Genomic DNA, 23,158 nt, shown 5'->3' with positions numbered 1-23,158 from the left:
GATATTAGCGCAAGTGGCTCGGCTGCGGTAGCACCGACAAAAGACCCTTGTCGGTCCAGCATCTCGCGGCTAGAAAGGCCGCCGCGAAACAATTTTGAGCGTCACTTTGCCTACGTAACCGCCGGTCTCGTCAACTCCCCCGACACACAGCATGACATCGCATTCGCGGTGGTCTGTTTTCATTTTCATGTGTTCTTCTGGGCGGCGGTTCGAGACCGGTTTGGCACTGCTGAACCGTTGTTGCGCGCTGCCGCCCGTGACATCCGATTTCCGATCATAGCAAGCGACCAACACGCCGCGCCCGCATGGGCATCTCGACATCGCCGGCCTGATGAACTTCCCGACGGGAAGGGCTTATCGGCATGTCTGGACTTCAGCGTATCCATTGGACGATCGCACCCCAAACCCCACCTCGGCCGCTCATCAGCTGCAATCGTTGCGGCACTGTGAAGGCCTATTGCAGCAGCGGGAAATTCCGCGTCAACGCCAATGGCAAACGCATCGACGTGTGGCTGATCTATCGCTGCATCGACTGCGACAACTCCTGGAATTTCGGCATTTTCGAGCGCTGCAACCGCCGCGACATCGACCCGACGCTGCTGGCGGCGCTCGAACGCAACGATCCTGCACTCGCTCACCGTCATGCCTTCGATGTAATCGCGTTGCGCAACCGGATCGGGCGCGTCGAGGAGTTCTCCGATGTCAGCATTCACAAGCGCAGGCTCGGCGACACCGGGGAAGCCGCGACCGTGTTGGAGATCCAGCTTGGACTGGAAATGCCGACATCGCTGCGACTCGACCGGCTGCTCGCCGGCGAACTCGGCATCTCGCGATCACGGCTTCAGGCGCTGGAAAAGAGGCGGCTGCTCATCGTTGACCCGGATGGCGCAAAGGCCCTGCGCAAGCCTACCCGCGCGGGAATCGCGATCCGCATCGATCTGGCCGGCGAGGCCGATCGACAGGCCATCATCTCGGCTGCCGGTGGATGAACGAAAAAGGGGCGGAACACTGGTTGCTCCGCCCCTCTCGATTGTCGGAAAATAGGGAGCTTACGCCGCGCCGACCACCTTGGACGACTTCTCGAACCGCTTGCGCTCGTTCGGATCGAGATAGAGCTTGCGCAGCCGAATGGTCTTCGGCGTCACTTCGACCAGTTCATCGTCCTGGATCCAGGCCAGGGCGCGTTCCAGCGTCATGCGGATCGGCGGCGTCAGCTTGACCGCCTCGTCCTTGCCGGCGGCACGGATGTTGGTCAGCTTCTTGCCCTTGAGCACGTTCACTTCAAGATCATTGTCGCGGCTATGGATGCCGATGATCATGCCCTGATACACCTTGACGCCCGGATCGATGACCATCGGGCCGCGATCTTCCAGGTTCCACATGGCGTAGGCGACCGATTCGCCCTGTTCGTTGGAAATCAGCACGCCATTGGTGCGGCCCGGCAGCTCACCCTTGTAGGGCTCATAGGCGTGGAAGAGCCGGTTCATCACGGCGGTGCCGCGCGTGTCGGTCAAAAGCTCCGACTGGTAGCCGATCAGGCCACGGGTCGGCGCGTGGAAGACGATGCGCTGGCGATTGCCGCCGGACGGGCGCAGTTCGACCATCTCGGCCTTGCGCTCGGACATCTTCTGCACGACGACGCCGGCATGCTCCTCGTCGACGTCGATGACGACTTCTTCGACCGGCTCCAGCAATTCGCCGTTCTCGCCCTTCTGCATGACGACGCGCGGACGCGACACGGCGATTTCAAAGCCTTCGCGGCGCATCGTCTCGATCAGCACGGCCAGCTGCAATTCGCCGCGGCCGGAGACGAAGAACGAATCCTTGTCGGGCGATTCCTCGATCTTCAGCGCGACATTGCCTTCGGCTTCGCGCAGCAGGCGGTCGCGGATGACGCGGCTGGTCACCTTGTCGCCTTCGGTGCCGGCCAGCGGACTGTCGTTGACCAGGAACGACATGGTCACGGTCGGCGGATCGATCGGCTGCGCATGCAGCGGTTCGCTCACGCTCGGGTCGCAGAACGTGTCGGCGACGGTGCCCTTCGACAGGCCGGCAATGGCGACGATGTCGCCCGCCTGCGCTTCTTCGATCGGCTGGCGCTCAAGGCCGCGGAAGGCCAGGATCTTCGAAATACGGCCGGTTTCGATCTGGGTGCCGTCATGGTGCAGCACCTTGACCGGCTGGTTGGCCTTCAGCGTGCCGCTCTCGATACGGCCGGTGATGATGCGGCCGAGGAACGGATTGGCTTCCAGGATGGTGCCGATCATGCGGAACGGGCCGGGATGAACGGTCGGCTCCGGCACATGCTTGATGACGAGGTCGAACAGCGGTCCCAGCTGCTGGTCCTTGGGTCCTTCCGGATTTTCCGAAACCCAGCCATCGCGGCCTGAACCGTACAGAATCGGGAAGTCGAGCTGCTCGTCGGTGGCGTCGAGCGCCGCGAAAAGGTCGAACACCTCGTTGACCACCTCGACGTGACGGGCGTCCGGACGGTCGATCTTGTTGATGACGACGATCGGCTTCAGGCCGACCTTGAGCGCCTTGCCGACGACGAACTTGGTTTGCGGCATCGGCCCTTCGGCTGCGTCGACCAGCACGATGGCTGAGTCCACCATCGACAGGATGCGTTCGACCTCGCCACCGAAATCGGCGTGGCCGGGGGTGTCGACGATGTTGATGCGGGTATCCTTCCAGTCGACCGAAGTCGCCTTGGCCAGGATGGTGATGCCGCGTTCCTTTTCGAGGTCGTTGGAATCCATGGCGCGCTCGGCGACGCGCTGATTGTCTCGGAAGGAGCCGGACTGCTTCAAAAGCTGGTCGACCAGGGTGGTCTTTCCATGGTCGACGTGCGCGATGATCGCGATATTACGGATTTTCATGTTCTGGTCTCGGAAGCGTTGCAGGCAGCAGGCCAAAAGGCGCTGCCTCTTTCGGTTGCGCGGCTCATACAGGGTTTTTCGCAGTTGCGAAAGAGGAGGAGCGTCACCAAATACTCATCAAATCTTAAGCATCTGCGTGTGAGATGATTTTGTTAACCAAGGCGGGAACCCTTTGGGGCCCGGGCAGTTCAAACGTCATGACCGATAAACTCAACCGATTCTGGCCGCTCATCGCGTCTGTAGCCTTCGCCGTCCTGCTGGCGGCCAACGCCGCACAGTCAGCCGCGACGATGAAGGAATCACGGCCTGCCTTGCCGTCAGAGGCACAGTCGGCCGAGCAGATTTTCGCCGACGCACCAGACGGCGTCGACCCGATGGTGACCGGCCCGGTCAGCGCCTCCTTCAAGCAGCGCCAGGACGCCGCCAACTGCGACAGCGCCGTCTGGCCGAATATCCCCATGGTCTGCTACCCGGACTAGTCAGCGCTTCACCCCCCGCCCCGTCTCGCCAGCTTCGCTTTGCGAAGCCGCCGCCGACCTTCCCCACAAGGGGGAGGGTTGAGAAGCTCGCTTACGCCGACCGCACCGGGTCGAGCGTCACCTTGTAGAGTTCGTTGTCGTCGCGATCCATCAGCCGCACCGTCATCTGCTCGCTGGCGCCTGAAATATCGACGAGCCCGAAGAATTGCAGCCCGGCCGAGGGCGGCAGGTTCTGTCCCTGTTCGGCGGTCGGCGCCTTGATGAATTTCAGCTCCGGACCGAACGTCATGTCGAAATCGTTGGGACCGAACGTGCCGGCATGGATCGGACCCGAGACGAATTCCCAGAACGGATTGAACTCCTGGAACTGCGCCTTGTCCGGGTTGTAATAATGCGCGGCCGTGTAATGCACATCTGCGGTCAGCCAGACGGTGTTGCTGATGCCGGCATTCTTTATGAAGCGCAGCAGGTCGGCGATCTCGAGCTCGCGCCCTTTTGGCAAGCCATTGTCGCCATTGCTGACCGCTTCGGCGCCAACCTTCTTGGTGCCGTCGTCCCAGACGACGAGGCCGAGCGGCATGTCGGCGGCGATGATTTTCCAGGTCGCCTTCGAATTCGCCAGTTCGCGCTTCAGCCATTTCGTCTGCTGCTCGCCGAGCATGCGCGACTGCGGCGTCATCTCATCCTGCATGTCGGGACCATTGGGGCCGCGATAGGAGCGCATGTCGAGGAAGAACACGTCGAGCAGCGGCCCATAAGCGATCTTGCGATAGACGCGGCCGGGCTCGGACGGTTCGTAGCGGATCGTCGTCATCTCGTGGAAAGCCCGCGCCGCGCGGGCCGCCAGCACGTGGATGGATTTTTCCGTGTAGCGGTTGTCGGCGCTGAGGTCCTTCGAATCCGACCAGTTGTTCAGCACTTCATGGTCGTCCCACTGGTAGAAGGTCGGGCAGATGGCGCTCAGGCCGAGCACGTTCCTGTCCATCATGTTGTATTTCCACTGGTCCCGGTACTCGTCCAGCGTCTCGGCGACCTTGCGCTTGCCGTCGATCAGCACGACGTTCTTCCACTTGCCGCCGCCGGGCAGGTCGACCTCGTCCTTCATGGCGCCGTCGGCATAGATGGTATCGCCCGAATGCAGGAAGAAGTCAGGCGTGTGCTTGCCGATCGTGGCGTAGGTCTTCATGCCGGTCTCGTCGATGCCCCAGCCCTGGCCGGCGGTGTCGCCCGACCAGGCAAAGCGGATGTCGCGCTTCGAGGCTGGCGCCGTCCTGAAACGGCCGGTGATCGGCTCCGAAACGGCGTTGATGTCGGCGAGATCGGCCGATGTCATGCGGTAGAAGATATCCTGATCGGAAGCGAGGTCGGTGAGCAGCCGCTTGACCGTGTAATCGCTGGCCGGCGACGTATCGAGCGGCGCCAGGCGGGTCGCACTGGCGAAATTCTCCGTCGACGACACCTCGAACATGACGCGCGACGGTCGGTCGGTGCGCGTCCACACCACGCCGCTGGTGGCGTCGACATCTCCCGACTGGACGCCATGGGTGAAGGAAGGCCGCTGATTGGCGCGCGAGTAGTAGGGCAGCGCCAGACCCGAAACGCCGGCCAGGCCAACGGCGCCGGCGGAAGTGACAAAAGCGCGGCGGGTCATCGAAAGCTTGTTCACGGCTGTCTCCTGGATGGCTTGAACGGTGCCACCAAAATCCAGCGTCAATGTTTCAGGCGCATCTCGGGATGATGAAGTTTTGATAACAATGAACAGGGTAATCTCCCCCTCGAGGGGGAGATGTCGCCAGAGGCGACAGAGGGGGTCGCCGCGCGTGGAGCGCTAACCTCCTTCTATCGCAAGAGGCCGAGCCCAGTCGGACCGACCCCCTCTGGCCGCTTCGCGGCCATCTCCCCCTCGAGGGGGAGATTAGCGTCGCGCCTAAGCCGCTTGCGGCTCCGGATCGAACGCCGGCTTGCTGGTGTTGATCAGCAGCGAGATACAGGCGGCGGCGATTGCCGTCATGCCGGCGATCAGGAACGCCAGTTCGTAATTGCCCTGCAGCTCGCGCATGGTGCCGCCAAAGGCGGCGGCAGCGGCCGCACCGATCTGGTGCCCGGCGACGATCCAGCCGAACACGATCGGCCCGCTGCGATCGCCGAACGCCTCGTTGGCGAGCCGCAGCGTCGGCGGCACGGTGGCGATCCAGTCGAGGCCGTAGAGCACAGCGAAGATGATCAGGCTGGTCGCCGAGAAGCCAGAATAGGGCAGATAGATCAGCGACAGGCCACGAATGCCATAATAGAGGCCGAGCAGCTTGCGCGGATCGAAGCGATCGGTGAGCCAGCCCGACAACGTCGTGCCGATCAGGTCGAAAATGCCCATCATCGACAGCAGGCCGGCGGCCTGCACTTCGCCGATGCCCATGTCGCCACAGAACGCGATAAGATGCGTGCCGACCAGCCCGTTGGTGGTGAAGCCGCAGACGAAGAAGGTGGCGAACAGATACCAGAACACCCGCGTGCCGGCGGCACGGCGCAGCGTCGAGAACGTATGCGCCAGAAAATTGCCCTGTGACGCAGGCGGAGTGGGCGGCACGTCGTCAGCCTCGGCGCCGTAGCGCACCATGCCGATCGATGCCGGCCGCTCCGGCACCAGCAGCCAGACCAGCGGTATCAGGGCAGCGGTCGCGATCGCGACCGCAATGACAACCGGCTGCCAGCCGCCCGACTGGGCCAGCGCGGCGATCAGCGGCAGGAACACCAGCATGCCCGAGGCGCTGGAGGCCGACATCAATCCCATGACAAGCCCGCGATTGGTCTTGAACCACCGGTTGACGATGGTCGCGCCGAGCACGCTGGCGACAGCACCGGAACCAATGCCCGAGAACACGCCCCAGGTGATGAACAGATGCCACGGCTTGGTCATCAGCAGGCTGAGCGCGGTCGAGCCCGACATCACCACCAGCGAGGCCAGCAGCGTGCGGCGAAGCCCGATGCGCTCCATCAGGGCTGCGGCAAATGGCCCTGTCAGGCCGTAAAGCAGGATGCCGACACCGGCGGCCAGCGAGATGATGTCGCGCCGCCAGCCGAAACTGTTCTCCAGCGGCAGCATCATGACGGCGGGCGCGGACCGCAGGCCGGCCGCGACCAGCAGGCTAAGGAAGATGACGCCAACCACGACGAAAGCGTAGCGCTGGCCAAATGGGCGGGATTGAGCTATCATGTTACTGACCGGTACGTTGCAGGTTGGGAGCATGTATACGTACCGATCGGTAACATTGTCAATCGAGCCACACGATGCCAACGGACAAAAATATTGATCTGACCATCAGCGACGATCATGCATCGGCGCCGCCGAAAGCCGCCAAAAAGATCCTCGATGTGGCCTATGACCTGTTCTACCGGCGCGGCATCAGAGCGATCGGCGTCGACGAGATCGTCAAACGCGCCGGTGTCACCAAGCCCAGCCTCTATCGCAGCTTTCCGTCCAAGGATGAACTGGCCGCCTCCTATCTCAGGCAGTACGATCTTGAATATTGGGAGCGTTTCGACGACGCGGTTGCGGCTCATCCCGGCGACCCGCGCGCACAGATCAAGGCTTTCCTGACCCGCATCGGCAAGCGCACGCAAGTGGCGGACTATCGCGGCTGCGGCATGACCAACGCGGCGGTCGAATATCCCGACCACAGCCATCCGGCCCGTGTGGTCAGCGAGGCCAACAAGCAGGAATTGCGCCGCCGCCTGCGCGCCATGGCGGTTGCGATGGGCGCGCAAGACCCTGACACGCTCGGCGACGGCCTGCTGCTGCTGATCGAAGGCGCCTATATCAGTGGCCAGCTGTTCGGGCTCGGCGGCCCGGCGCAAGCGGTCGCCCGCAACGCGGACCTGCTGATTGAAGCGAGCTTGAAGAAATAACGTTTGGCGCTACGCTGCGGCAGCTTGCAACGGAGATTGACCGCCATGCGTGCCATTCTGATCCCGCTTGTTCTGGTCGGTCTGGGTCAGGCTGCGCAAGCCGACGGCATTTCCAGCGCCTACACCGATCTGGATTCGAAAAAGGATTGCGTGACCTACGCGCAGGCCGAGGAAGGCGACGGCGACTGGGCCGAACTCGCCTGTTCGGGCTATCGCGGCTATCCCGTACTGATAGCCTATGACGATGCCCGTGAATCGCTGTTCTACGGCTTTCCCCCCGGCGGCGACATGACGACGGTCTGGGAGAGCTTTTCCGGTTTCAATTCGTCCGGAGCCAAGATCGAATGGCGCATCGAAACCACCGGCGACAAGGCTGTGCCCTATGCAGCCATCCATCGCCGCTCGATCAGCAATCCCGAGGACGAGAAAAAGCCGACCGAGGTGCTGCTCGTCGCCAAGGTCGGCCAGATGGGCGCCCGCGACGGCTGCACCGTCGGCCTGGTGCTGGCCACCGGCAATCCCACCGCCAACGATCAGGCGCGCAAGCTTGCCGACGACAAGGCACGCACCTTCGCCTGCGGCAAGGACAGGCGCACCGTCATCGGCAATGTGCCGGCTTTCGGCCGAGTGGATAACTGAGCACGGCGGAGATTGGGCATCGCACCCGTAGCTTCGTCATCCACGGGCGGAGCAAGGAGCGTAGCGACGCAGCGCAGACCCGAGGATCCATGCCGCGACATCAACACCGCCGCGGCGGTGCAGAATTCCGTTCCGCCGCACACGTCGCCTGGCGTCACGGCATGGATACCAGGGTCTCCGCGACGCCGCTTTGCGGCTGCTCCGCCCTGGTATGACGAAGTTGGGCTACTTGCTCGCCTTGGCCCGCTCGATCGCGTCGACGATCATCTTCTTGGCATATTTGGAATCGTGCCAGCCTTCGATCTTGACCCATTTGCCGGGCTCGAGATCCTTGTAGTGCTCGAAGAAGTGCTGCACCTGCTGGCGCGTGATGTCGGGCAGCTGGGTGTATTCGGTGACGTTCTCGTAGCGCAGCGTCAGTTTCGGCGACGGCACGGCAATGATCTTCTCGTCCTGGCCGGCATTGTCTTCCATGATCAGCACGCCGATCGGCCTGACGTTGATGACGCAGCCCGGCACCAGGGCGCGCGTGTTGCAGACCAGCACGTCGATCGGATCGCCGTCGCCCGACAGCGTGTGCGGCACGAAGCCGTAATTGCCGGGGTAGCGCATCGAGGTGTGCAGGAAGCGGTCGACGAACAGCGTGCCGGCTTCCTTGTCCATCTCATACTTGATCGGCTCGCCGCCGATCGGCACCTCGATGATGACGTTGACGTCCTCAGGCGGGTTCTTTCCGCTGGCTATGGCTTCAATGCGCATGGCTTAAATCCCTCTCTCGATGGACGATCGATAGCGGGCGGCGCGTCATGGTGCAATGCGGCGAATGGTGCTGGCTGAAATCGGGAGACGCAATGGCCGAAGGGCCGGGCTGTCATTCCCAGACGAAAGCGACCTTCTTGAGCGCCTTCTGCTCGAAGATCTCGACGCCCTCGGCTACATCGCGGCCGCCGGCGCCGGCATAGAAGGCGAGTGCGTTCTGGTTGTCTTCCAGCGCCCACACGACCATGCCTTTCAGCCCGTGATCGGCCAACCGCGCCTTGGCTGCCGAAAACAGGCGGCTGCCGAGCCCGATGCCCTGATATTCCGGCCGCAGGTACAATTCGTAGATTTCGCCCTGCTGCCTGAGTTCACGGGCGCGGTTCTTGCCGATCGTCGCATAGCCGGCGATCTTTCCGCCGATCTCGACCACCAGAACAGTGGCGGCGCGGCGAATCGCATTTGCCCACCAGTCGGCACCTCGACGGTTGATCATCGATGTCAGGGTGCGGTGCGGAATGATGCCGGAATAGGCGCCGCGCCAGGCCTCCAGATGCACCTCGGCGATGGCACTGGCATCGCGCGGGTCGGCTTTCCGGATGTCGATCGTCAGCGTATTCATGATTTGTTAACCATAAACCCGCATCGCCCGATTGCAAGAGTCCCGGCGGCCCGCCGGCTGCTTTCTCACAGGCGATCATGACACTGATGACATCGGGCAAAGCCTGCTTGAAAACGCGCTCAGCCGAGGCGGATGGCGTGGCTTTCGAGAACCGGAGCGGAGCGCACTTTTGTACGTGAACGCCGGCCGAAGCCGGCCTGCCAAGGCCGCTCATGTGTGAGTGCTTCGGCCGGCGAAGGCCGGAAGCGCAGAAAACCACGTCAGGCGTCCGGCTGAGTAGCGTTTGCGGGCGGGCTTTCAGATTTCGACGAGATGGTCGTCAAGTTCGTTGCTGTCGCCCACTGTGACCGGGAAATGCTCGGCCAACACCGCACCCACCTGCTCGATCGCCTTGACGAAGCCGTCGGCAAGCCGGTCGTCGCCGGCATGCGCGGTAAGGTCGCGCACGACACCGTCCCAGACATGCTGGCCGACCTTGGCGTCGATGCCCGAATCGGCAACCACTTCGGCATAGCGTTCAGCGATCGAGACGAAGACCAGCACGCCGGTGCGCGCCGTGGTGCGGTGGACGTTGCGGGCAAGGAACTGCTTGATCGCGTTGGCGTGCGCCGCCTGGTAGCGCAGCCGCCTCGGCACCAGATGGATGCGCAGGCCGGGCAGCGCCCACAACAAGGCCAGCACGCAGGCAAGCGCCAGGAGCTGGGCGAGGACGAAATGCGGCAGCCGGATCGACAGCCACCAGGCCTCCAGACCGTAGCCGACCGCCAGGCTGACGATCAGCATGCACACGGTCGCCATGAAGGCGGCCGGGAAGAAATAGCCGTCGCTGGCATGCGCCACGACGCAGTAGATCTCGCCGTCGGTTTTCTCCTCGGCGGCGCGGATCGCGGTTGCGATGCGCTCATGATCCTGCGGGCTGATTGGTCGTGTTGCCATGATATGTCTCACCAGCTTCCTGAAGAACCGCCACCACCCGATGAGCCGCCGCCACCGGAAAACCCGCCACCGCCGCTCGATCCCGAAGACCAGCCACCACCGGAGCTCCCCGACGACCAGCCGCCCGAAGACGAACCCGTTGTCCAGCCACTGCTGCCCGAGTAGCCGCTCGGCCCACGGCCGTAACGAAATGTCATGCCCAGCCATCTGTACACGCCCGGCGACAGCTTCGTGCCGAACATCGGCGGCAGGAACGCCATCGCCAACCCGCCGAAAAACATCGTCGCCCACAGGATCAGGAACACGGCAACGATCGGATCGATGGACGTGCCGTCATCGGCGGGATTGCGCTTGCCTCGCGCTTCCAGCTCCTCCGGATTACCTTCCAGCACCATGACCATGTCATCGACGGCTTTACTGATGCCGCCGGAGAAGTCGCCGGCGCGGAAGGCCGGCACCATGTCATTTTCGATGATCAGCTTGGTATGCAGGTCGGTCAGCGTACCTTCGAGCCCATAACCGACCTCGATGCGCATCTTGCGGTCGTTCGGGGCAACCAGCAGGAGCACGCCATTGTTCTCGCCCGCCTGGCCAAGTTTCCAGAAGCGGAACAGGCGGTTGGCGTAGGGCTCGATCTCCTCGCCATCGAGGCTGGGGATCGTCGCGACGACGATCTGGTCGGAACCTTTTGTCTCGAAGTCGGCGAGCTTCCGCGTCAGCGCCGCCTTGGTCGCGGCATCGATGATGCCGGCATTGTCGACGACACGGCCGGTCAGCGCCGGCAGGTCGGCCGCGTAGGCCATGACGCAGGAGAACAGCACGACCGCGGCAATCAGGACAGCCGAGGCGAGGCGGTCGCGTTTCGACAGGCTGATGCTGGGTATCGTCATGCCATCACCAGCTTCCCGACGAGCCGCCGCCGCCGGACGAACCGCCGCCGCCGGAAAAGCCTCCACCGCTGCTTGACCCCGAAGACCAGCCGCCGCTGGAACTTCCCGACGACCAGCCACTACGGGAGGATCGCCGGCTTGGCTCGAAGGTCATGCCGAGCCAGCGGTAACGGCCGGGACCAAGCTTCTGGCCGAAGATCGGCGGCAAGATGGAGACAGCAAGACTGCCGACCATAATGGTTATCCATATGCCGATGAACACGGTGAAGAACAGGTCGTCGGACTCGAAGGGCGCCTGCTGGTTGCGCTCGCCGCGCGCCTCCAGCTCCTCCGGATTGCCTTCCAGCACCATGACCATGTCGTCGACGGCTTTGCTGATGCCGCCGGAGAAATCGCCGGCGCGGAACGCCGGCACCATGTCGTTTTCAATGATCAGCTTGGTGTGCAGGTCGGTCAGCGTACCTTCCAGCCCATAACCGACCTCGATGCGCATCTTGCGGTCGTTCGGCGCAACCAGCAGCAGCACGCCGTTGTTTTCCTTCGCCTGCCCAAGTTTCCAGAAGCGGAACAGGCGGTTGGCGTAAGGCTCGATCTCCTCGCCCTCAAGGCTCGGGATCGTCGCCACGACGATCTGGTCGGAGCCTTTTGTCTCGAAATCGGCAAGCTTCCGTGTCAGCGCCGCCTTGGTCGCGGCATCGATGATGCCGGCATTGTCGACGACACGGCCGGTGAGCGCGGGGAGATCGGCGGCGAGGGCGGTGAAGGGGAGGAAGAGGAGGCTTAGAAGAGCGAAAAGGAACCCTAGGCTTGCATTCCGGGCCCCCCCCCTCTGCCCTGCCGGGCATCTCCCCCTCAAGTGGGAAGATTGGCCGCCATCTCCGCTTTCTCCAATTTTCAACGTCGCAAGATCGGCGTCAGCGCCGAAGCTGCCAATCTCCCCCCTTGAGGGGGGTGAGGACTGATCCGCGTAGCGGACGGGAAGCCAATTGCTTGGCTTTCCGAACGACGAACGCCCGAAGCGGCAGCGAAGGGCCGGTTCCGGTAGGACAGAGGGGGGTGTTTGCACGCCAGCAGCCCGTCATTTCGCGGGATTTATTCCGATGACAGTCGACGTTCACCCGCCCTGCTTCGTGCCGAAATCGACCTTCGGCGGCTGCATCTTGTCTTCGGCGACAGTGAAATTGGCAAAGGGCTCATTGCCGCGGAACCAGAAGGTCGCCCACAGCACCGAGGGGAAGGTCCTCAGCGTCAGATTGTAGTCCCTGACCGCCTGGATGTAGTCGCGCCGCGACACCGCGATGCGGTTCTCGGTGCCTTCGAGCTGGGCTTGCAGCGCCAGGAAATTCTGATTGGCCTTGAGGTCGGGATAGGCCTCCGAGACCGCGATCAGCCGCGACAGCGCGCTGGTCAGCCCCGCCTGGGCATCCTGAAACTTCTTGAGGGCTTCGGGATCCTTCAGCGTTTCCGGTGTTACCGTGATCTGCGTTGCCTTGGCGCGTGCCTCGACCACCGCGTCGAGCGTATCCTTTTCGTGCGAGGCATAACCCTTCACCGTCTCGACCAGATTGGGGATGAGGTCGGCGCGGCGCTGATACTGGTTCAGCACCTCGCTCCATGCCGCCCTGGCGTTTTCTTCCGCTGTGGGGATGGTGTTGTAGCCGCAGCCGGCAAGCAGCGGCAGCACGATCGCCATCATCAGGAAGGCGGGCAGCGTGCGGAAAATGGACGGCGAGGCAAGGCGCTGGGCAAACATGATGGGGTCCCTCGGTAGAAGTTGCACGCGAAGCATTACCACAATCAGCGCGCAAGAAAACCGCCCGGGCCGGCAGCCCCTCGCCTGCCATGCCCAATGCCGCTGCAAGGGTCTGTGATTGGCCGTACGAACGCGATAAGGTCCGCAAAACGGGACATCATCATGGCGGAGCGCCAGGACAGCGAGAAGGAATCGCGCCGTATCCTCGATCGCATCGCGCACGAGACGAATCCGGCGGGCGACTCGTTTGCGGGGCGGGCCGCGAAAGGCATGCGCGATCACGTCACCGCGGCCGATGCCGATCGCGCCGATCCGATCGAAGTCTGGGGCACCCGCTTTGGCCGCACGCTGGGCCTGCTGCTGGCGCTGGGCCTGATGGTCTGGCTCGTGCTTTACGTCATCCGGGGCAGTTAGGAATCAAACGACAATGAGCGCCGAACAAACCGACGCGCCGCGTGCGGTCATCGTCATTTCCAGCCATGTCGCGCGCGGCTCGGTCGGCAACCGTGCAGCCGTGTTTGCGCTGGAGACCCTGGGGTTCCCGGTCTGGGCGGTGCCGACCGTCATCCTGCCCTGGCATCCCGGCCATGGACGGGCAACACGGATCGTACCGCCGCTCGACCAGTTCAAGGCGCTGATGGCCGATCTCGAGCGGGCGCCATGGCTGGGTGAAGTCGGCGCCGTGTTGTCCGGCTATCTCGGCGAGGCCGGCCAGGCCGAGGCCGTCGCCTCGCTGGTCGCCGCGGTGAAGGCAAGGACACCCGGCGCCGTCTATATCTGCGATCCGGTGATGGGTGATTCGGGCGGCCTCTACGTGCCCGAGCCGACAGCCATCGCCATGCGCGACCGGCTGATGCCGATCGCCGACATAGCCACCCCCAACCGCTACGAACTGGAATGGATGGCCGGCGCCGCGTTGCCCGACCTGAAATCTGCGATCGCGGCAGCGCTCCACGCCGGACCATCGACCATGCTGGTCACCTCTGCGCCGTCGATGATGACGGGCGGCACCGGCAATCTGCTGCTCGATAGCAGCCAGGCGCTGCTCGCCGAACATCGCCTGATCGACAAGCCGCCGAATGGCCTGGGCGATCTGACGGCGGCCGTCTATCTGGCACGTATCCTGTCCGGCCAGCCGCCGGTCAAGGCGCTGCAATCGACGACGGCGGCGGTCTACGAGATCCTGGCGCGCACCGCCAAGCGCGGCGGCGACGAACTGCAGCTCGAAACCGATGCGCAGAGCCTGTCGCATCCGATGGCGATGGTCCAGCTTCGCCACCTCACGCATCCGGGGCGGGGCCGCCGGGCGTGACGTCGACTGAGACCGTGCTTGTCGGCGTCGACGGCTGCAAGGCCGGCTGGATCGCCGTCCGGCGCGCTTTTGGCATGGCACCGTCGGTCGGTGTCTTTGCAACCTTCACTGCCCTGCTCGCATCCCTTCCCGAAGACGCTGTCATCGCTGTCGACATGCCGATCGGCCTGCCCGACTTGTCGGGCAAGGGCGGGCGCGGCCCCGAAGCGCTGGTGCGGCCACTGCTCGGGGCACGCCAATCCAGCGTCTTCTCGATCCCCTCCCGCGCCGCGCTCTATGCGGAGACCAATGATTTCACCACCATCGAAGCCTGGTATGCCGCGCACATCAGGGCAAGCGAGGTGGCCCTGACCACCTCCGACCCGCCGCGCGGCGTCTCGATCCAGGCCTTCGGCATTTTTGCCAAGATCCGCGAGATCGACGCCCTGCTGATCGCGCGACCCGATCTGCGCGGCCGTGTGTTCGAATCGCATCCGGAAGTCGCTTTCTGCCGCTTGAACGGCGATCAGGCCATGCAACTGCCGAAGAAGATCAAGGGCAGCATCAATCCGGCCGGCATGGCGGAACGCAAGGCTCTGCTTTGCCGGCATGGCTATGACACGGCCTTTCTCGACCAGCCGCCACCGCGCGGCGCCACCGCCGACGATTTCCTCGACGCGGCCGCGATGACGCTGATCGCCGGTCGCATCGCCAGCGGTGAGGCACGGCCGCTGCCCGACCCGCCGGGCCGCGACAGCTTTGGCATTCCTGTCGCCATCTGGGCGTAACGCTGTTGGCCAAGGTTGCGCTCGATGCATGGCATTTCTAGCCAGCCCTCATAATTCTGCATTGCTCGCGACCGGCTTTTGCCGCTAGAGCCTCTCTAGACCGCAACGAGCTGCCGCATCCAACCCGGAAAGGCTCCAGACGCCGCCCATGTCCCATCTCCCTGAACATCTTCTCGCCGGCTACCGCAATTTCATGAATGGCCGCTATCTCACGGAGAGCGGGCGCTATCGCGATCTCGCTCGGGAAGGCCAGGCGCCGGAGACGATGATCGTCGCGTGCTGCGATTCGCGTTCGGCGCCCGAGGCGATCTTCGACGCCGGGCCCGGCGAACTCTTCGTGCTGCGCAATGTCGGCAATCTGGTGCCGCCCTATGCTCCCGATGGCGAGTTCCATTCGACCTCGGCGGCGCTTGAATTCGCCGTGCAGAGCCTCAAGGTCAAGAACATCGTCGTCATGGGCCATGGCCGCTGTGGCGGCATCCGTGCAGCGCTCGACACCAATTCCGCGCCGCTTTCGCCGGGCGACTTCATCGGCAAGTGGATGAGCCTGATCGCGCCGGCGGCCGAAACCGTCTCCTCCAGCACCTTCATGACCGCGTCGGAGCGCCAGACCGCGCTGGAGCGCATCTCGATCCGCTATTCCATCGCCAACCTCAGAACCTTTCCCTGCGTCTCGATTCTCGAGGGCAAGGGGCGACTGTCGCTGCATGGGGCCTGGTTCGATATCTCGACCGGCGAACTCTGGACGATGAACAAGGAAACCGGCGATTTCGAACGGCCGGAGCTGGGATGAACACAGCGGCGCGCAAGGTGGTAAACATCAGGTCGGCCGCTTTGACGGCGGCCGCGCTGCTGATAGCGATTATTGCCGCCCGCGCCGATGATCGTGCCCTCATCAGCCGCTGGTATTCGGCGCTGCTGGTCGCCGACCGCACCGAACTGTCCGACCTGCTCGCCGATGATGTCCGCATCAAGCTGGACGACCTCGGCATCGTGCAAAGCAAGCAGGAATTCATCGCCTCGATGGACGAATGGAAAGGTGCGGTTGCGGGCGCAGCGATCCGGCATCGGATCGAAAAGAGCGAAGGCGGGGTCACCACCGTGGTCGCCTGCTACGACTTTCCCAACAATGACAAGCTCATGCATGAGACTTTCGCGGTGACCGACGACCGCATCACCGCCAGTTCGCAAGCGGCAATCGCCGAGACGTGCGACGGCTTCTGACGCCATCTTGAGGGCCGAGCCGTTGCGCCTTGCGAGGCCTCGCCCTACATCGGGGACGACCAAACCTCTCCCCGTCAACGATCGAAAGACTGTCCATGCCTTCCACGAAAGCCGTCGACCTCGCCGCCCATCCGCTGACCGCGTGGCAAGGGCCGCTCGGCCTGCCCGATTTCACGCGCATTGGCGATGGCGACTTTTCCCCGGTCTTCGACGCGGCGCTGAAGGCGCACGAGGCCGAGATCGAGGCGATCGCCGGCAACAAGGATGCGCCGACCATCGAGAACACGCTTGCCGCGCTGGAACTCGGCGGCGAAGCGCTCGATCGCGTCTCGTCGATCTTCTGGTGCCGCGCCGGCGCCTACACCAACGAGACGATCCAAGCGCTGGAGCGCGACATCTCGCCGAAAATGTCCAGGCATTTCTCGGCGATTTCGATGAATGAGCGGCTGTTTGCCCGCATCGACGATCTCTACCAGCGCCGCGAGAGCCTGAAGCTCGACGCAGAGACCCTGCGGGTCCTGGAAAAGACCTGGAAGGGTTTTGTCCGCTCCGGCGCCAAACTCGATGCCGACGGCAAGAAGCGGCTGGCCAAGATCAGCGAGGAATTGTCCTCGCTCGGTACCAGCTTCGGCCAGAATGTGCTGGCCGACGAGAGCGACTGGGCACTGTTCCTCGATGAGGCCGACCTTGCCGGCCTGCCGGACTTCGTGAAAAGCTCGATGGCCGAAGCCGCCGAGATACGCGGCCAGAAGGGCCGCTACGCCGTCACCCTGTCGCGCTCGATCTACGAGCCGTTCTCGACCTTCTCCGAGCGCCGCGATCTGCGCGAGATCGCCTTCCGCGCTTTCACCATGCGCGGCCAGAATGGCGGCGCCACCGACAACACGAACGTGGTGCGCGACATGCTGCGCCTGCGCGCCGAGAAGGCAAAGCTGCTCGGCTACGCCTCCTTCGCCGCGCTGAAGCTCGATGACACCATGGCCAAGACGCCGAAGGCCGTGCACGCGCTGCTCGATCCGGTGTGGGAAAAGGCGCTGGAGAAGGCAGCAAGCGACCAGATCGAATTGCAACGGCTGGCGACGGAGGCCGGCAGCAACGAAAAATTTGCTGCCTGGGACTGGCGTTTCTACCAGGAGAAACTGCGCGCGGAAAAATTCGCCTTCGACGAGGCGGAACTGAAGCCCTATTTGCAGCTCGACCGCATCATCGACGCTTGCTTCGATGTGGCGACACGGCTGTTCGGCATCACCTTCGAGGAGAAGAAGGGCATCGCTGCCTGGCACCCCGACGCCCGCGTCTTCGTGGTGAAAAATGCCGACGGCAGCGAGCGCGGCCTGTTCCTCGCCGATTATTTCGCCCGGCCCTCGAAGCGCTCCGGCGCCTGGATGAGCGCGCTGCAGTCCGGCTACAGGCTCGGCCACGGTGCGAGCCCGGTGATCTACAACATCATGAACTTCGCCAAGCCGCCGGCCGGCGAGCCCGCGCTGCTGTCGGTCGACGAGGCGAAGACGCTGTTCCACGAGTTCGGCCACGCGCTGCACGGCATGCTGACCGACGTCACCTGGCCGTCGGTAGCCGGCACCTCGGTCAGCCGCGATTTCGTCGAATTGCCCTCGCAGCTCTACGAGCACTGGCTGACCGTGCCGGCGGTGCTGGAAAGACACGCGCTGCACGTCAAGACCGGCAAGCCGATGCCCAAGGCGCTGCTCGACAAGATGCTGGCCGCGCGGACTTTTGGCGCTGGCTTTGCAACAGTAGAGTTCACCGCATCCGCGCTGATGGACATGGCTTATCACGCACGGCCGGATGCGCCTGAAGTACCACTTCGTTTCGAAACCGAAACGCTTGCAGAGCTGCACATGCCGGACACCATAGCCATGCGTCACCGCACCCCGCATTTCGGCCACGTCTTCTCCGGCGACGGCTATTCGGCCGGCTATTATTCCTACATGTGGTCGGAAGTGCTCGACGCCGATGCCTTCGCTGCCTTTGAGGAAACCGGAGACCCCTTCAACCCGTCGCTCGCCGAACGGCTGCGCAAGAACATCTACGCCGCCGGCGGTTCGAAGGATCCGGAAGAACTCTACACCGCCTTCCGCGGCAAGATGCCGTCGCCCGAAGCGATGATGGTGAAGCGGGGATTGGTGTAGCACCGGATAATCTCCCCCTCGAGGGGAAATGGCCGCGAAGCGGCCAGAGGGGGTCGGTTCGACCGGGCTCGGCCTGCTGCGGCAGAAGAAGGTTGGCGCATTATGTCAGGCGACCCCCTCTGTCGCCTTCAGCGACATCTCCCCCTCAAGGGGGGAGATTGCCAGCATCCTTCCAAGGATCCGTCACCCTTGGCCACACCGGCCGCGTCAGCTTGGTATAATTCGTCACCGCCGGATTGCTGGGATACGAGCTCGGCGCCGAGACATAGATGATCTCGGCGGCGATCGGCTCGAAGCCGGCGTAGAAATGGTTGGTCGACTTGATCAGCAGCATGTCCTTGGTCATCGGATCGACGCCGATGTTGGAAAAGATATCCGGCTCGAAGGTCTGTGTGCGGTTGGTGTTGAGAATGATGTCGACCTCGGTGCCTTCGAGGCGGACCAGCGCCGCCGGCCCGAGCGTCACCCGGCTTGGCCCAAAACTCTGCCAACCCTCCGCAACCGCCTTCAGCACGCGCACGCGCGCATCGATCGGCTCGCCGGCCTGCGGCCCGGCCTTGCCGCCGAAGCGCAGATCGATGACCGCGCCTTCGCCCGCCGCCAGGCAGAAGGTGACCGCGATCGGGTCCCAGATCGTCGCCACGGCGAACCTGTCCAGGCCACGCGCCAGCATCTGGCGCAGCACGAAGGTGCCGTCGCCGGGAACGCCGCCGCCGGGATTGTCCCAGATATCGGCGATGACCACCGGCTTGCCCGGATTCTTGCCGCGCACGGCCAGCGCCCGGTCGATGCCGTCGGTGGCGCCCAGCATCGTCATCGCCGTCTTTTCCCGCAGCGCATAGAGTTCCCGCCCCAGCCGTTCCGCCAGCGCGTCACCCTTGGCCTTGTCATCGTCGGTGACGACCAGGATGCGTGTGCCCATCTCGGCCACGTCGGCCGCCATGAAGCCATGGATGACGGAGACCGACAGCACGCCGTCCTTGCCGTGCAGCGCCTTGATGCGGTCGACGAAGGACCGCATCGGCTCGCGGCTGGTCGGCAGCACCTGGATCATGCGGCAATCGAAGGTCGAGATGACCGGCTTGATCTCACCGCGTGCCGCTGCCAGGCCAAGCTCGACGACGTGTTCGCCGCGCTCGTAGAAATCGGTGTGCGGAAATTCGAGGAAGTAGGCGAGGATGTCGGAGGCCGCCACGCGCTTCGGTGTCAGATGGCTGTGCGGATCGAGTTCCACGGCGATCACCACCTGCGGCCCGACCATTGCGCGAATCCGTTCGAGCAAGTCGCCTTCGCAGTCGTCATAGCCTTGCGCCACCATGGCGCCATGCAGGCCGAGGATGACCGCATCGACCGGCAGCGCCGCCTCGAGCTGGCCAAGGATCTCGTCGCGCAGAGCCTCATAGGTCTGCCGCTGCACCAGGCCGCCCGGCTCCGCCCAGGTTGCGGTGCCCTCGATGACATCGAGGCCTTCGGCCGCTGCCCGCCGGCGTAGCGCCACCATCGGCGAGGAGCACAGCGTCGGCGTGTCCGGATGTTTGCCGGGTCCGGCATAGAAGGCCATCTCGAACGAGGCCCTATCGGTCGGCACCGGCGAGAAGGTGTTGGTTTCCGTCGCCAGCGAGGCGGTGAAAATGCGCATGAAAGCTCCGTCCGTGAATAGGCGTTATTTGACCGCCCCGAGCGCCAGCCCGCGAACGAGGTAGCGCTGCAGCCAGATGAACAGGATGGCCACCGGCAAGGTCGCCAGCAACGTCGCGGCCATGACGTGGTGCCATTCGATGGTGTAGCGGCCGGCGACCAGCGAAAACACCTGGATCGGCAGCGTGTAGCTTTCCTGGCTGCGCAGCATGGTGAGCGCCACGACGAATTCGTTCCAGGCGTTGATGAAGGTGAAGATCGCGGTCACCGCGATCGCCGGCAGGCAGAGCGGCAGGAACACCTTGCGCAAGGTCAGCCAGCGGCCGGCGCCCTCCATCCAGGCGGCTTCCTCGAGATCGCGCGGAATGGTGTCGAAATAGCTCTGCAGCATCCACACCGTGAAGGCGACGTTGAAGGCCATGTAGATGAAGCCGAGCGCCGTCGTGCTCTCGACCAGGCCCCAGGCCGCCATCAGCCGGAACAGGCCAAGCACCAGCACGATCGGCGAGATCATCTGCGAAATCAGCAGGAACTGGCGCAAGGCGCCGTAGCCGGCAAAGCGGAAGCGCGACATCGCATAGGCCGCCGGAACCGAGATCAGGATGGCGCCGACCGTGGCGATCACAGACACGTAGAGCGAATTGAGCAACGCCTGGCCGAAGCCGGTCGCCACCCACATATCGGAAAAATTCGACCAGCGGAATTCGCTCGGCCACCAGGTCGGCGACAGCACTTCCTGCCTCGGCTTGACCGCGGTCAGGAACATCACCGCGAAGGGAAAGAGCGTCACCACGATCAGCGGCGCCAGCAGCAGCCAGGCGATGATGGAGCGTTTCAGCTTGCTCGTCATGTGCGTTGCTCCCGCATCGCCAGCCGCACATAGATCATGGTGAAGACCAGCAATATGGCGAACATCACCAGCGACACCGCCGATGCTTCGCCCAGCTTGCCGATGCGGAAGGCCAGCTTGTAGAGATGGGTGACCAGGATATCGGTCGAGTTGGCCGGGCCGCCCTGCGTCATCACCCAGATGATCGGGAAGGAATTGAAGACGTAGATGGTGTTGAGCACGATGGCGATGTTGATGAACGGTTTCAGGAGCGGAAAGGTGATTTCGCGGAACTGCTGCAGCGGCGTCGCCCCTTCGAGCGCCGCCGCCTCGTAGAGATCGTCCGGAATCGACGACAGCCCGCCGAGAAAGATCGTCGTCGTGAACGGCACCGTCACCAGGATACCGATCAGCACCTGCATCGGGAAAGCGGTCTCGGCGCTCGCCAGCCATTGGATGTTGTGATCGATGAGCCCGAGGCCGATCAGCGCCGAATTGAGCATGCCGCTTTCGCCGCTCAGCGCCCAGCGCCAGACCACCGCGGTCATGGTCAGCGATACCGCCCAGGGCAGCATGATGATGACGCGGGCGATGCCGCGGCCATAGAAATCGGTGTTGAGGATCATCGCCACCGGGATCGACAAGAGAAGCGCACCGCCGACCACCATCACCGTCCATTGGCCGGTGCGCCAGAGCGCGGCCGTGAAATCGGGATCGGCAGCGAGTGCCGCGAAATTGGCGAAGTCGTTGAAGTCGCGAAGCTGGCCGAAGCGGCTGACCTCATGCGTCGAGATCTGGATCAGGTCCCAGACCGGCCAGAAGATGACCACCGCCGCCAGAAACAGGCTGGGCAAGGTCAGGAGATAGGGCAAGAAACGATTTTGCATCTGCTGGCCTGCAACCTCGGCGTGCTGGATCAGAAGGTTCTGCTTATGCGAATTTCGGATCCGCCGCACCGGGCCGGGAACCTAGGTGTGGCGCGCCCCGCCTGAGTCTGGGGCGCGCCACGGGCGCAGGGAGATACGCCCTATTTCTTCAGCACGGCCTCTATTTCTTCAGCACGGTGTTGGCCTTGGCGGCCGCGTCCTTCAAGCCCGCCTCAGGGTCGCCGCCGAGATAGATCTTCTGCATGGCGTCCGACGTGATCTGGGCGACTTCTTCCCAGCCCGGGATGACCGGCGCGAAGCGGGCGTCGGGCAGCAGCGCGGTGAACGCCGCCAGATCGGCATTGTTGACGTAGTAGTCCATCTTGGCCTCTTCCTTGTTCACCGGCAGGAAGCCTTCGCCTTGCGTGAACTTGGCGCGCTGCTCCGTGGTGAACAGGAAATCGAGCAGCTTCCAGGCTTCGTCCTTGTTCTTGGAGTTCTTGAACATGATGATGGAATCGGTCACGCCATAGGTGCCGCGCGCGCCGGTCGGGCCGGCGGGGATGGCTGCCACGCCGTATTTCAGGTTCGGCGCCTCGTCCTTGATCTGGTTGGACAGGAAGGGTGCGGTGATCATCATGCCGACCTTGCCCTGCTTGAACAGGTTCTGCACGTCTTCGCGGTTGTTGGAGGTGACGCCGGGTTCGGTCAGGCCTTCGTCGATCATCGACTTGTAGAGCTTGGCGGCCTCAAGCGCACCTGGCGTGCTCAGGCCCGAAGTGCCGTCCTTGTTGAGGATCTCGGTGCCCTGCGACCACATCGCATAATAGTAATAGACGTCGGTCTCGATCTCCTTGCCCTGCAGGCCGAAGCCGAACGTGCCCGACCCCAGGGCCTTGATCTTGCGCGCATCTTCCTGCAGCTCGGTCCAGGTTGCCGGTGGCTTGGCGATGCCGGCTTTCTCGAACAGCTCCTTGTTGTAGTACATGGCGCGCGCCGAGGCCGCGATCGGCAGGCCGTAGGTCTTGCCGTCCATGATCGAGGGCGACAGGAAGGTGTCGATGAAGCGGTCCTTGAAGTCGGGCTTGATGTAGCCGTCGAGCGGCTCGGCGACATCCTGCTGGACGAAGTCGATCAGCCAGCGCGTGCCGATGATCGACAGATCGGCATTGGTGCCGGCGGTGATGTCGGTGGTCAGCTTCTGCAGCAGCACATCCCACGGCACCACTTCGAACTTGACGGTGATGCCGGGGTTCGCCGCCTCGAATTCCTTCTTGACGTCGGCGAAATAGGGAGCAGTCTTGGCGCTGTACTCGGCCACGGTGACCCGCACCTCGCCCGCATCCGCCTGCGCCGCAATTGCCAGCATGCTCATTCCGGCCATCAGGCCGACAGTCCATTTTGCAAGGCTCATTTGATCTCTCCCATTGGTGTTGCGCCTGCGCGCCTCTCCGTGCCGGAGCAGAAGATTTATGTGACTTTCCTACATTATCGATGATTTGAAGGCGTGCAAGC

Annotated in this window: 23 protein-coding genes; 10 read left to right on the top strand and 13 right to left on the bottom strand. The window is 63.6% G+C overall.

Features of this window, described 5'->3' with window-relative positions; all coding sequences use genetic code 11:
- Window positions 1–362: 362 nt before the first annotated feature.
- Entirely contained in the window at window positions 363–989 is a 627-nt protein-coding gene (locus tag EJ079_RS08820; protein ID WP_127808785.1) for a DUF1062 domain-containing protein, read from the top strand.
- Window positions 990–1,049: 60 nt separating this feature from the next.
- Here the strand turns inward: EJ079_RS08820 and typA are convergent, their stop codons facing one another.
- Window positions 1,050–2,879, bottom strand: coding sequence for a translational GTPase TypA (gene typA, locus EJ079_RS08815; RefSeq protein ID WP_023811726.1), 1,830 nt, complete (start codon window positions 2,877–2,879; stop codon window positions 1,050–1,052).
- Between the two features lie 197 nt (window positions 2,880–3,076).
- Between typA and EJ079_RS08810 the strand changes: the two genes are divergently transcribed.
- Complete coding sequence (locus EJ079_RS08810) at window positions 3,077–3,358, top strand: hypothetical protein (protein WP_245481835.1); 282 nt, start codon at window positions 3,077–3,079, stop codon at window positions 3,356–3,358.
- A 91-nt stretch (window positions 3,359–3,449) separates the two neighbouring features.
- Here EJ079_RS08810 and EJ079_RS08805 read toward each other — a convergent pair whose 3' ends face one another.
- Both EJ079_RS08805 and EJ079_RS08800 read right to left on the bottom strand, forming a co-directional pair.
- On the bottom strand, window positions 3,450–5,024 hold the full coding sequence (locus tag EJ079_RS08805) for an alkaline phosphatase (protein ID WP_127808784.1): 1,575 nt from the start codon (window positions 5,022–5,024) through the stop codon (window positions 3,450–3,452).
- A 261-nt stretch (window positions 5,025–5,285) separates the two neighbouring features.
- Window positions 5,286–6,569 carry an MFS transporter gene (locus EJ079_RS08800; protein ID WP_164873750.1) on the bottom strand — a complete coding sequence of 428 codons (1,284 nt, stop codon included), beginning with the start codon at window positions 6,567–6,569 and terminating at the stop codon, window positions 5,286–5,288.
- A gap of 74 nt (window positions 6,570–6,643) precedes the next feature.
- On the opposite strand from EJ079_RS08800, the gene EJ079_RS08795 reads away from it, so the two are divergent.
- Both EJ079_RS08795 and EJ079_RS08790 read left to right on the top strand, forming a co-directional pair.
- A complete protein-coding gene (locus EJ079_RS08795) occupies window positions 6,644–7,261 on the top strand; it encodes a TetR/AcrR family transcriptional regulator (RefSeq protein ID WP_127808782.1) in 618 nt (205 codons plus the stop codon).
- Window positions 7,262–7,306: 45 nt separating this feature from the next.
- Window positions 7,307–7,900 (top strand): hypothetical protein, encoded by a 594-nt coding sequence (locus EJ079_RS08790; protein WP_127808781.1) that lies wholly within the window; start codon window positions 7,307–7,309, stop codon window positions 7,898–7,900.
- Between the two features lie 225 nt (window positions 7,901–8,125).
- On the opposite strand, the gene ppa is transcribed toward EJ079_RS08790, so the two are convergent.
- From ppa to EJ079_RS08760, 6 genes are all read right to left on the bottom strand, one after another.
- Entirely contained in the window at window positions 8,126–8,659 is a 534-nt protein-coding gene (ppa, locus tag EJ079_RS08785; protein ID WP_013528997.1) for an inorganic diphosphatase, read from the bottom strand.
- A gap of 112 nt (window positions 8,660–8,771) precedes the next feature.
- Window positions 8,772–9,278 (bottom strand): GNAT family N-acetyltransferase, encoded by a 507-nt coding sequence (locus EJ079_RS08780; RefSeq protein WP_013528996.1) that lies wholly within the window; start codon window positions 9,276–9,278, stop codon window positions 8,772–8,774.
- 297 nt (window positions 9,279–9,575) lie between these two features.
- A complete protein-coding gene (locus EJ079_RS08775; RefSeq protein WP_127808780.1) occupies window positions 9,576–10,214 on the bottom strand; it encodes a TPM domain-containing protein in 639 nt (212 codons plus the stop codon).
- A gap of 8 nt (window positions 10,215–10,222) precedes the next feature.
- Entirely contained in the window at window positions 10,223–11,104 is an 882-nt protein-coding gene (locus EJ079_RS08770; RefSeq protein ID WP_127808779.1) for a YgcG family protein, read from the bottom strand.
- A gap of 4 nt (window positions 11,105–11,108) precedes the next feature.
- Window positions 11,109–11,960: a YgcG family protein gene (locus EJ079_RS08765; RefSeq protein WP_127808778.1), complete on the bottom strand. Its 852-nt coding sequence runs from the start codon at window positions 11,958–11,960 to the stop codon at window positions 11,109–11,111.
- Between the two features lie 258 nt (window positions 11,961–12,218).
- Window positions 12,219–12,857 (bottom strand): LemA family protein, encoded by a 639-nt coding sequence (locus EJ079_RS08760; protein ID WP_127269647.1) that lies wholly within the window; start codon window positions 12,855–12,857, stop codon window positions 12,219–12,221.
- A gap of 162 nt (window positions 12,858–13,019) precedes the next feature.
- Between EJ079_RS08760 and EJ079_RS08755 the strand changes: the two genes are divergently transcribed.
- The 6 genes from EJ079_RS08755 (at window position 13,020) to EJ079_RS08730 (ending at window position 18,310) form a co-directional block, all read left to right on the top strand.
- Window positions 13,020–13,271 (top strand): hypothetical protein, encoded by a 252-nt coding sequence (locus EJ079_RS08755; RefSeq protein WP_127808777.1) that lies wholly within the window; start codon window positions 13,020–13,022, stop codon window positions 13,269–13,271.
- 13 nt (window positions 13,272–13,284) lie between these two features.
- The gene (gene pdxY / locus EJ079_RS08750) at window positions 13,285–14,169 is read left to right on the top strand and encodes a pyridoxal kinase PdxY (RefSeq protein ID WP_127269643.1); all 885 of its coding nucleotides are present in this window, start codon (window positions 13,285–13,287) and stop codon (window positions 14,167–14,169) included.
- Entirely contained in the window at window positions 14,166–14,936 is a 771-nt protein-coding gene (locus EJ079_RS08745) for a DUF429 domain-containing protein (protein WP_127808776.1), read from the top strand. The genes pdxY and EJ079_RS08745 overlap by 4 nt, the downstream gene beginning before the upstream one ends.
- Window positions 14,937–15,084: 148 nt before the next feature.
- Window positions 15,085–15,729 (top strand): carbonic anhydrase, encoded by a 645-nt coding sequence (locus tag EJ079_RS08740; RefSeq protein WP_023811712.1) that lies wholly within the window; start codon window positions 15,085–15,087, stop codon window positions 15,727–15,729.
- Entirely contained in the window at window positions 15,726–16,160 is a 435-nt protein-coding gene (locus EJ079_RS08735) for a nuclear transport factor 2 family protein (RefSeq protein WP_127269640.1), read from the top strand. Before EJ079_RS08740 ends, EJ079_RS08735 begins: the two co-directional genes overlap by 4 nt.
- A gap of 95 nt (window positions 16,161–16,255) precedes the next feature.
- Window positions 16,256–18,310 (top strand): M3 family metallopeptidase, encoded by a 2,055-nt coding sequence (locus tag EJ079_RS08730; RefSeq protein ID WP_127396982.1) that lies wholly within the window; start codon window positions 16,256–16,258, stop codon window positions 18,308–18,310.
- Window positions 18,311–18,455: 145 nt separating this feature from the next.
- On the opposite strand, the gene EJ079_RS08725 is transcribed toward EJ079_RS08730, so the two are convergent.
- The 4 genes from EJ079_RS08725 to EJ079_RS08710 form a co-directional block, all read right to left on the bottom strand.
- The gene (locus EJ079_RS08725) at window positions 18,456–19,949 is read right to left on the bottom strand and encodes a M81 family metallopeptidase (RefSeq protein ID WP_127808775.1); all 1,494 of its coding nucleotides are present in this window, start codon (window positions 19,947–19,949) and stop codon (window positions 18,456–18,458) included.
- Window positions 19,950–19,973: 24 nt separating this feature from the next.
- Window positions 19,974–20,798: a carbohydrate ABC transporter permease gene (locus tag EJ079_RS08720; RefSeq protein ID WP_013528984.1), complete on the bottom strand. Its 825-nt coding sequence runs from the start codon at window positions 20,796–20,798 to the stop codon at window positions 19,974–19,976.
- A complete protein-coding gene (locus tag EJ079_RS08715) occupies window positions 20,795–21,664 on the bottom strand; it encodes a sugar ABC transporter permease (protein ID WP_023811708.1) in 870 nt (289 codons plus the stop codon). Before EJ079_RS08715 ends, EJ079_RS08720 begins: the two co-directional genes overlap by 4 nt.
- Before the next feature lie 160 nt (window positions 21,665–21,824).
- Window positions 21,825–23,057, bottom strand: coding sequence for a sugar ABC transporter substrate-binding protein (locus EJ079_RS08710; protein WP_127397148.1), 1,233 nt, complete (start codon window positions 23,055–23,057; stop codon window positions 21,825–21,827).
- Between the last annotated feature and the right edge of the window lie 101 nt (window positions 23,058–23,158).

The sequence above is a fragment of the Mesorhizobium sp. M7A.F.Ce.TU.012.03.2.1 genome, from assembly GCF_004006095.1.
Lineage (GTDB): Bacteria > Pseudomonadota > Alphaproteobacteria > Rhizobiales > Rhizobiaceae > Mesorhizobium.
Note: the sequence above shows the minus strand (reverse complement) of the source record. Positions and strands in the feature narration are given on the sequence as shown.

Excerpts from the sequence above, each read along its gene's own strand:
- EJ079_RS08820 (WP_127808785.1), top strand. The coding sequence starts at position 363 with ATGTCTGGACTTCAGCGTATCCATTGGACGATCGCACCCCAAACCCCA.
- typA (WP_023811726.1), bottom strand. The coding sequence starts at position 2,879 with ATGAAAATCCGTAATATCGCGATCATCGCGCACGTCGACCATGGAAAG.
- EJ079_RS08810 (WP_245481835.1), top strand. The coding sequence starts at position 3,077 with ATGACCGATAAACTCAACCGATTCTGGCCGCTCATCGCGTCTGTAGCC.
- EJ079_RS08800 (WP_164873750.1), bottom strand. The coding sequence starts at position 6,569 with ATGATAGCTCAATCCCGCCCATTTGGCCAGCGCTACGCTTTCGTCGTG.
- EJ079_RS08795 (WP_127808782.1), top strand. The coding sequence starts at position 6,644 with ATGCCAACGGACAAAAATATTGATCTGACCATCAGCGACGATCATGCA.
- EJ079_RS08790 (WP_127808781.1), top strand. The coding sequence starts at position 7,307 with ATGCGTGCCATTCTGATCCCGCTTGTTCTGGTCGGTCTGGGTCAGGCT.
- ppa (WP_013528997.1), bottom strand. The coding sequence starts at position 8,659 with ATGCGCATTGAAGCCATAGCCAGCGGAAAGAACCCGCCTGAGGACGTC.
- EJ079_RS08780 (WP_013528996.1), bottom strand. The coding sequence starts at position 9,278 with ATGAATACGCTGACGATCGACATCCGGAAAGCCGACCCGCGCGATGCC.
- EJ079_RS08775 (WP_127808780.1), bottom strand. The coding sequence starts at position 10,214 with ATGGCAACACGACCAATCAGCCCGCAGGATCATGAGCGCATCGCAACC.
- EJ079_RS08770 (WP_127808779.1), bottom strand. The coding sequence starts at position 11,104 with ATGACGATACCCAGCATCAGCCTGTCGAAACGCGACCGCCTCGCCTCG.
- EJ079_RS08760 (WP_127269647.1), bottom strand. The coding sequence starts at position 12,857 with ATGTTTGCCCAGCGCCTTGCCTCGCCGTCCATTTTCCGCACGCTGCCC.
- EJ079_RS08755 (WP_127808777.1), top strand. The coding sequence starts at position 13,020 with ATGGCGGAGCGCCAGGACAGCGAGAAGGAATCGCGCCGTATCCTCGAT.
- pdxY (WP_127269643.1), top strand. The coding sequence starts at position 13,285 with ATGAGCGCCGAACAAACCGACGCGCCGCGTGCGGTCATCGTCATTTCC.
- EJ079_RS08740 (WP_023811712.1), top strand. The coding sequence starts at position 15,085 with ATGTCCCATCTCCCTGAACATCTTCTCGCCGGCTACCGCAATTTCATG.
- EJ079_RS08735 (WP_127269640.1), top strand. The coding sequence starts at position 15,726 with ATGAACACAGCGGCGCGCAAGGTGGTAAACATCAGGTCGGCCGCTTTG.
- EJ079_RS08730 (WP_127396982.1), top strand. The coding sequence starts at position 16,256 with ATGCCTTCCACGAAAGCCGTCGACCTCGCCGCCCATCCGCTGACCGCG.
- EJ079_RS08725 (WP_127808775.1), bottom strand. The coding sequence starts at position 19,949 with ATGCGCATTTTCACCGCCTCGCTGGCGACGGAAACCAACACCTTCTCG.
- EJ079_RS08720 (WP_013528984.1), bottom strand. The coding sequence starts at position 20,798 with ATGACGAGCAAGCTGAAACGCTCCATCATCGCCTGGCTGCTGCTGGCG.
- EJ079_RS08715 (WP_023811708.1), bottom strand. The coding sequence starts at position 21,664 with ATGCAAAATCGTTTCTTGCCCTATCTCCTGACCTTGCCCAGCCTGTTT.
- EJ079_RS08710 (WP_127397148.1), bottom strand. The coding sequence starts at position 23,057 with ATGAGCCTTGCAAAATGGACTGTCGGCCTGATGGCCGGAATGAGCATG.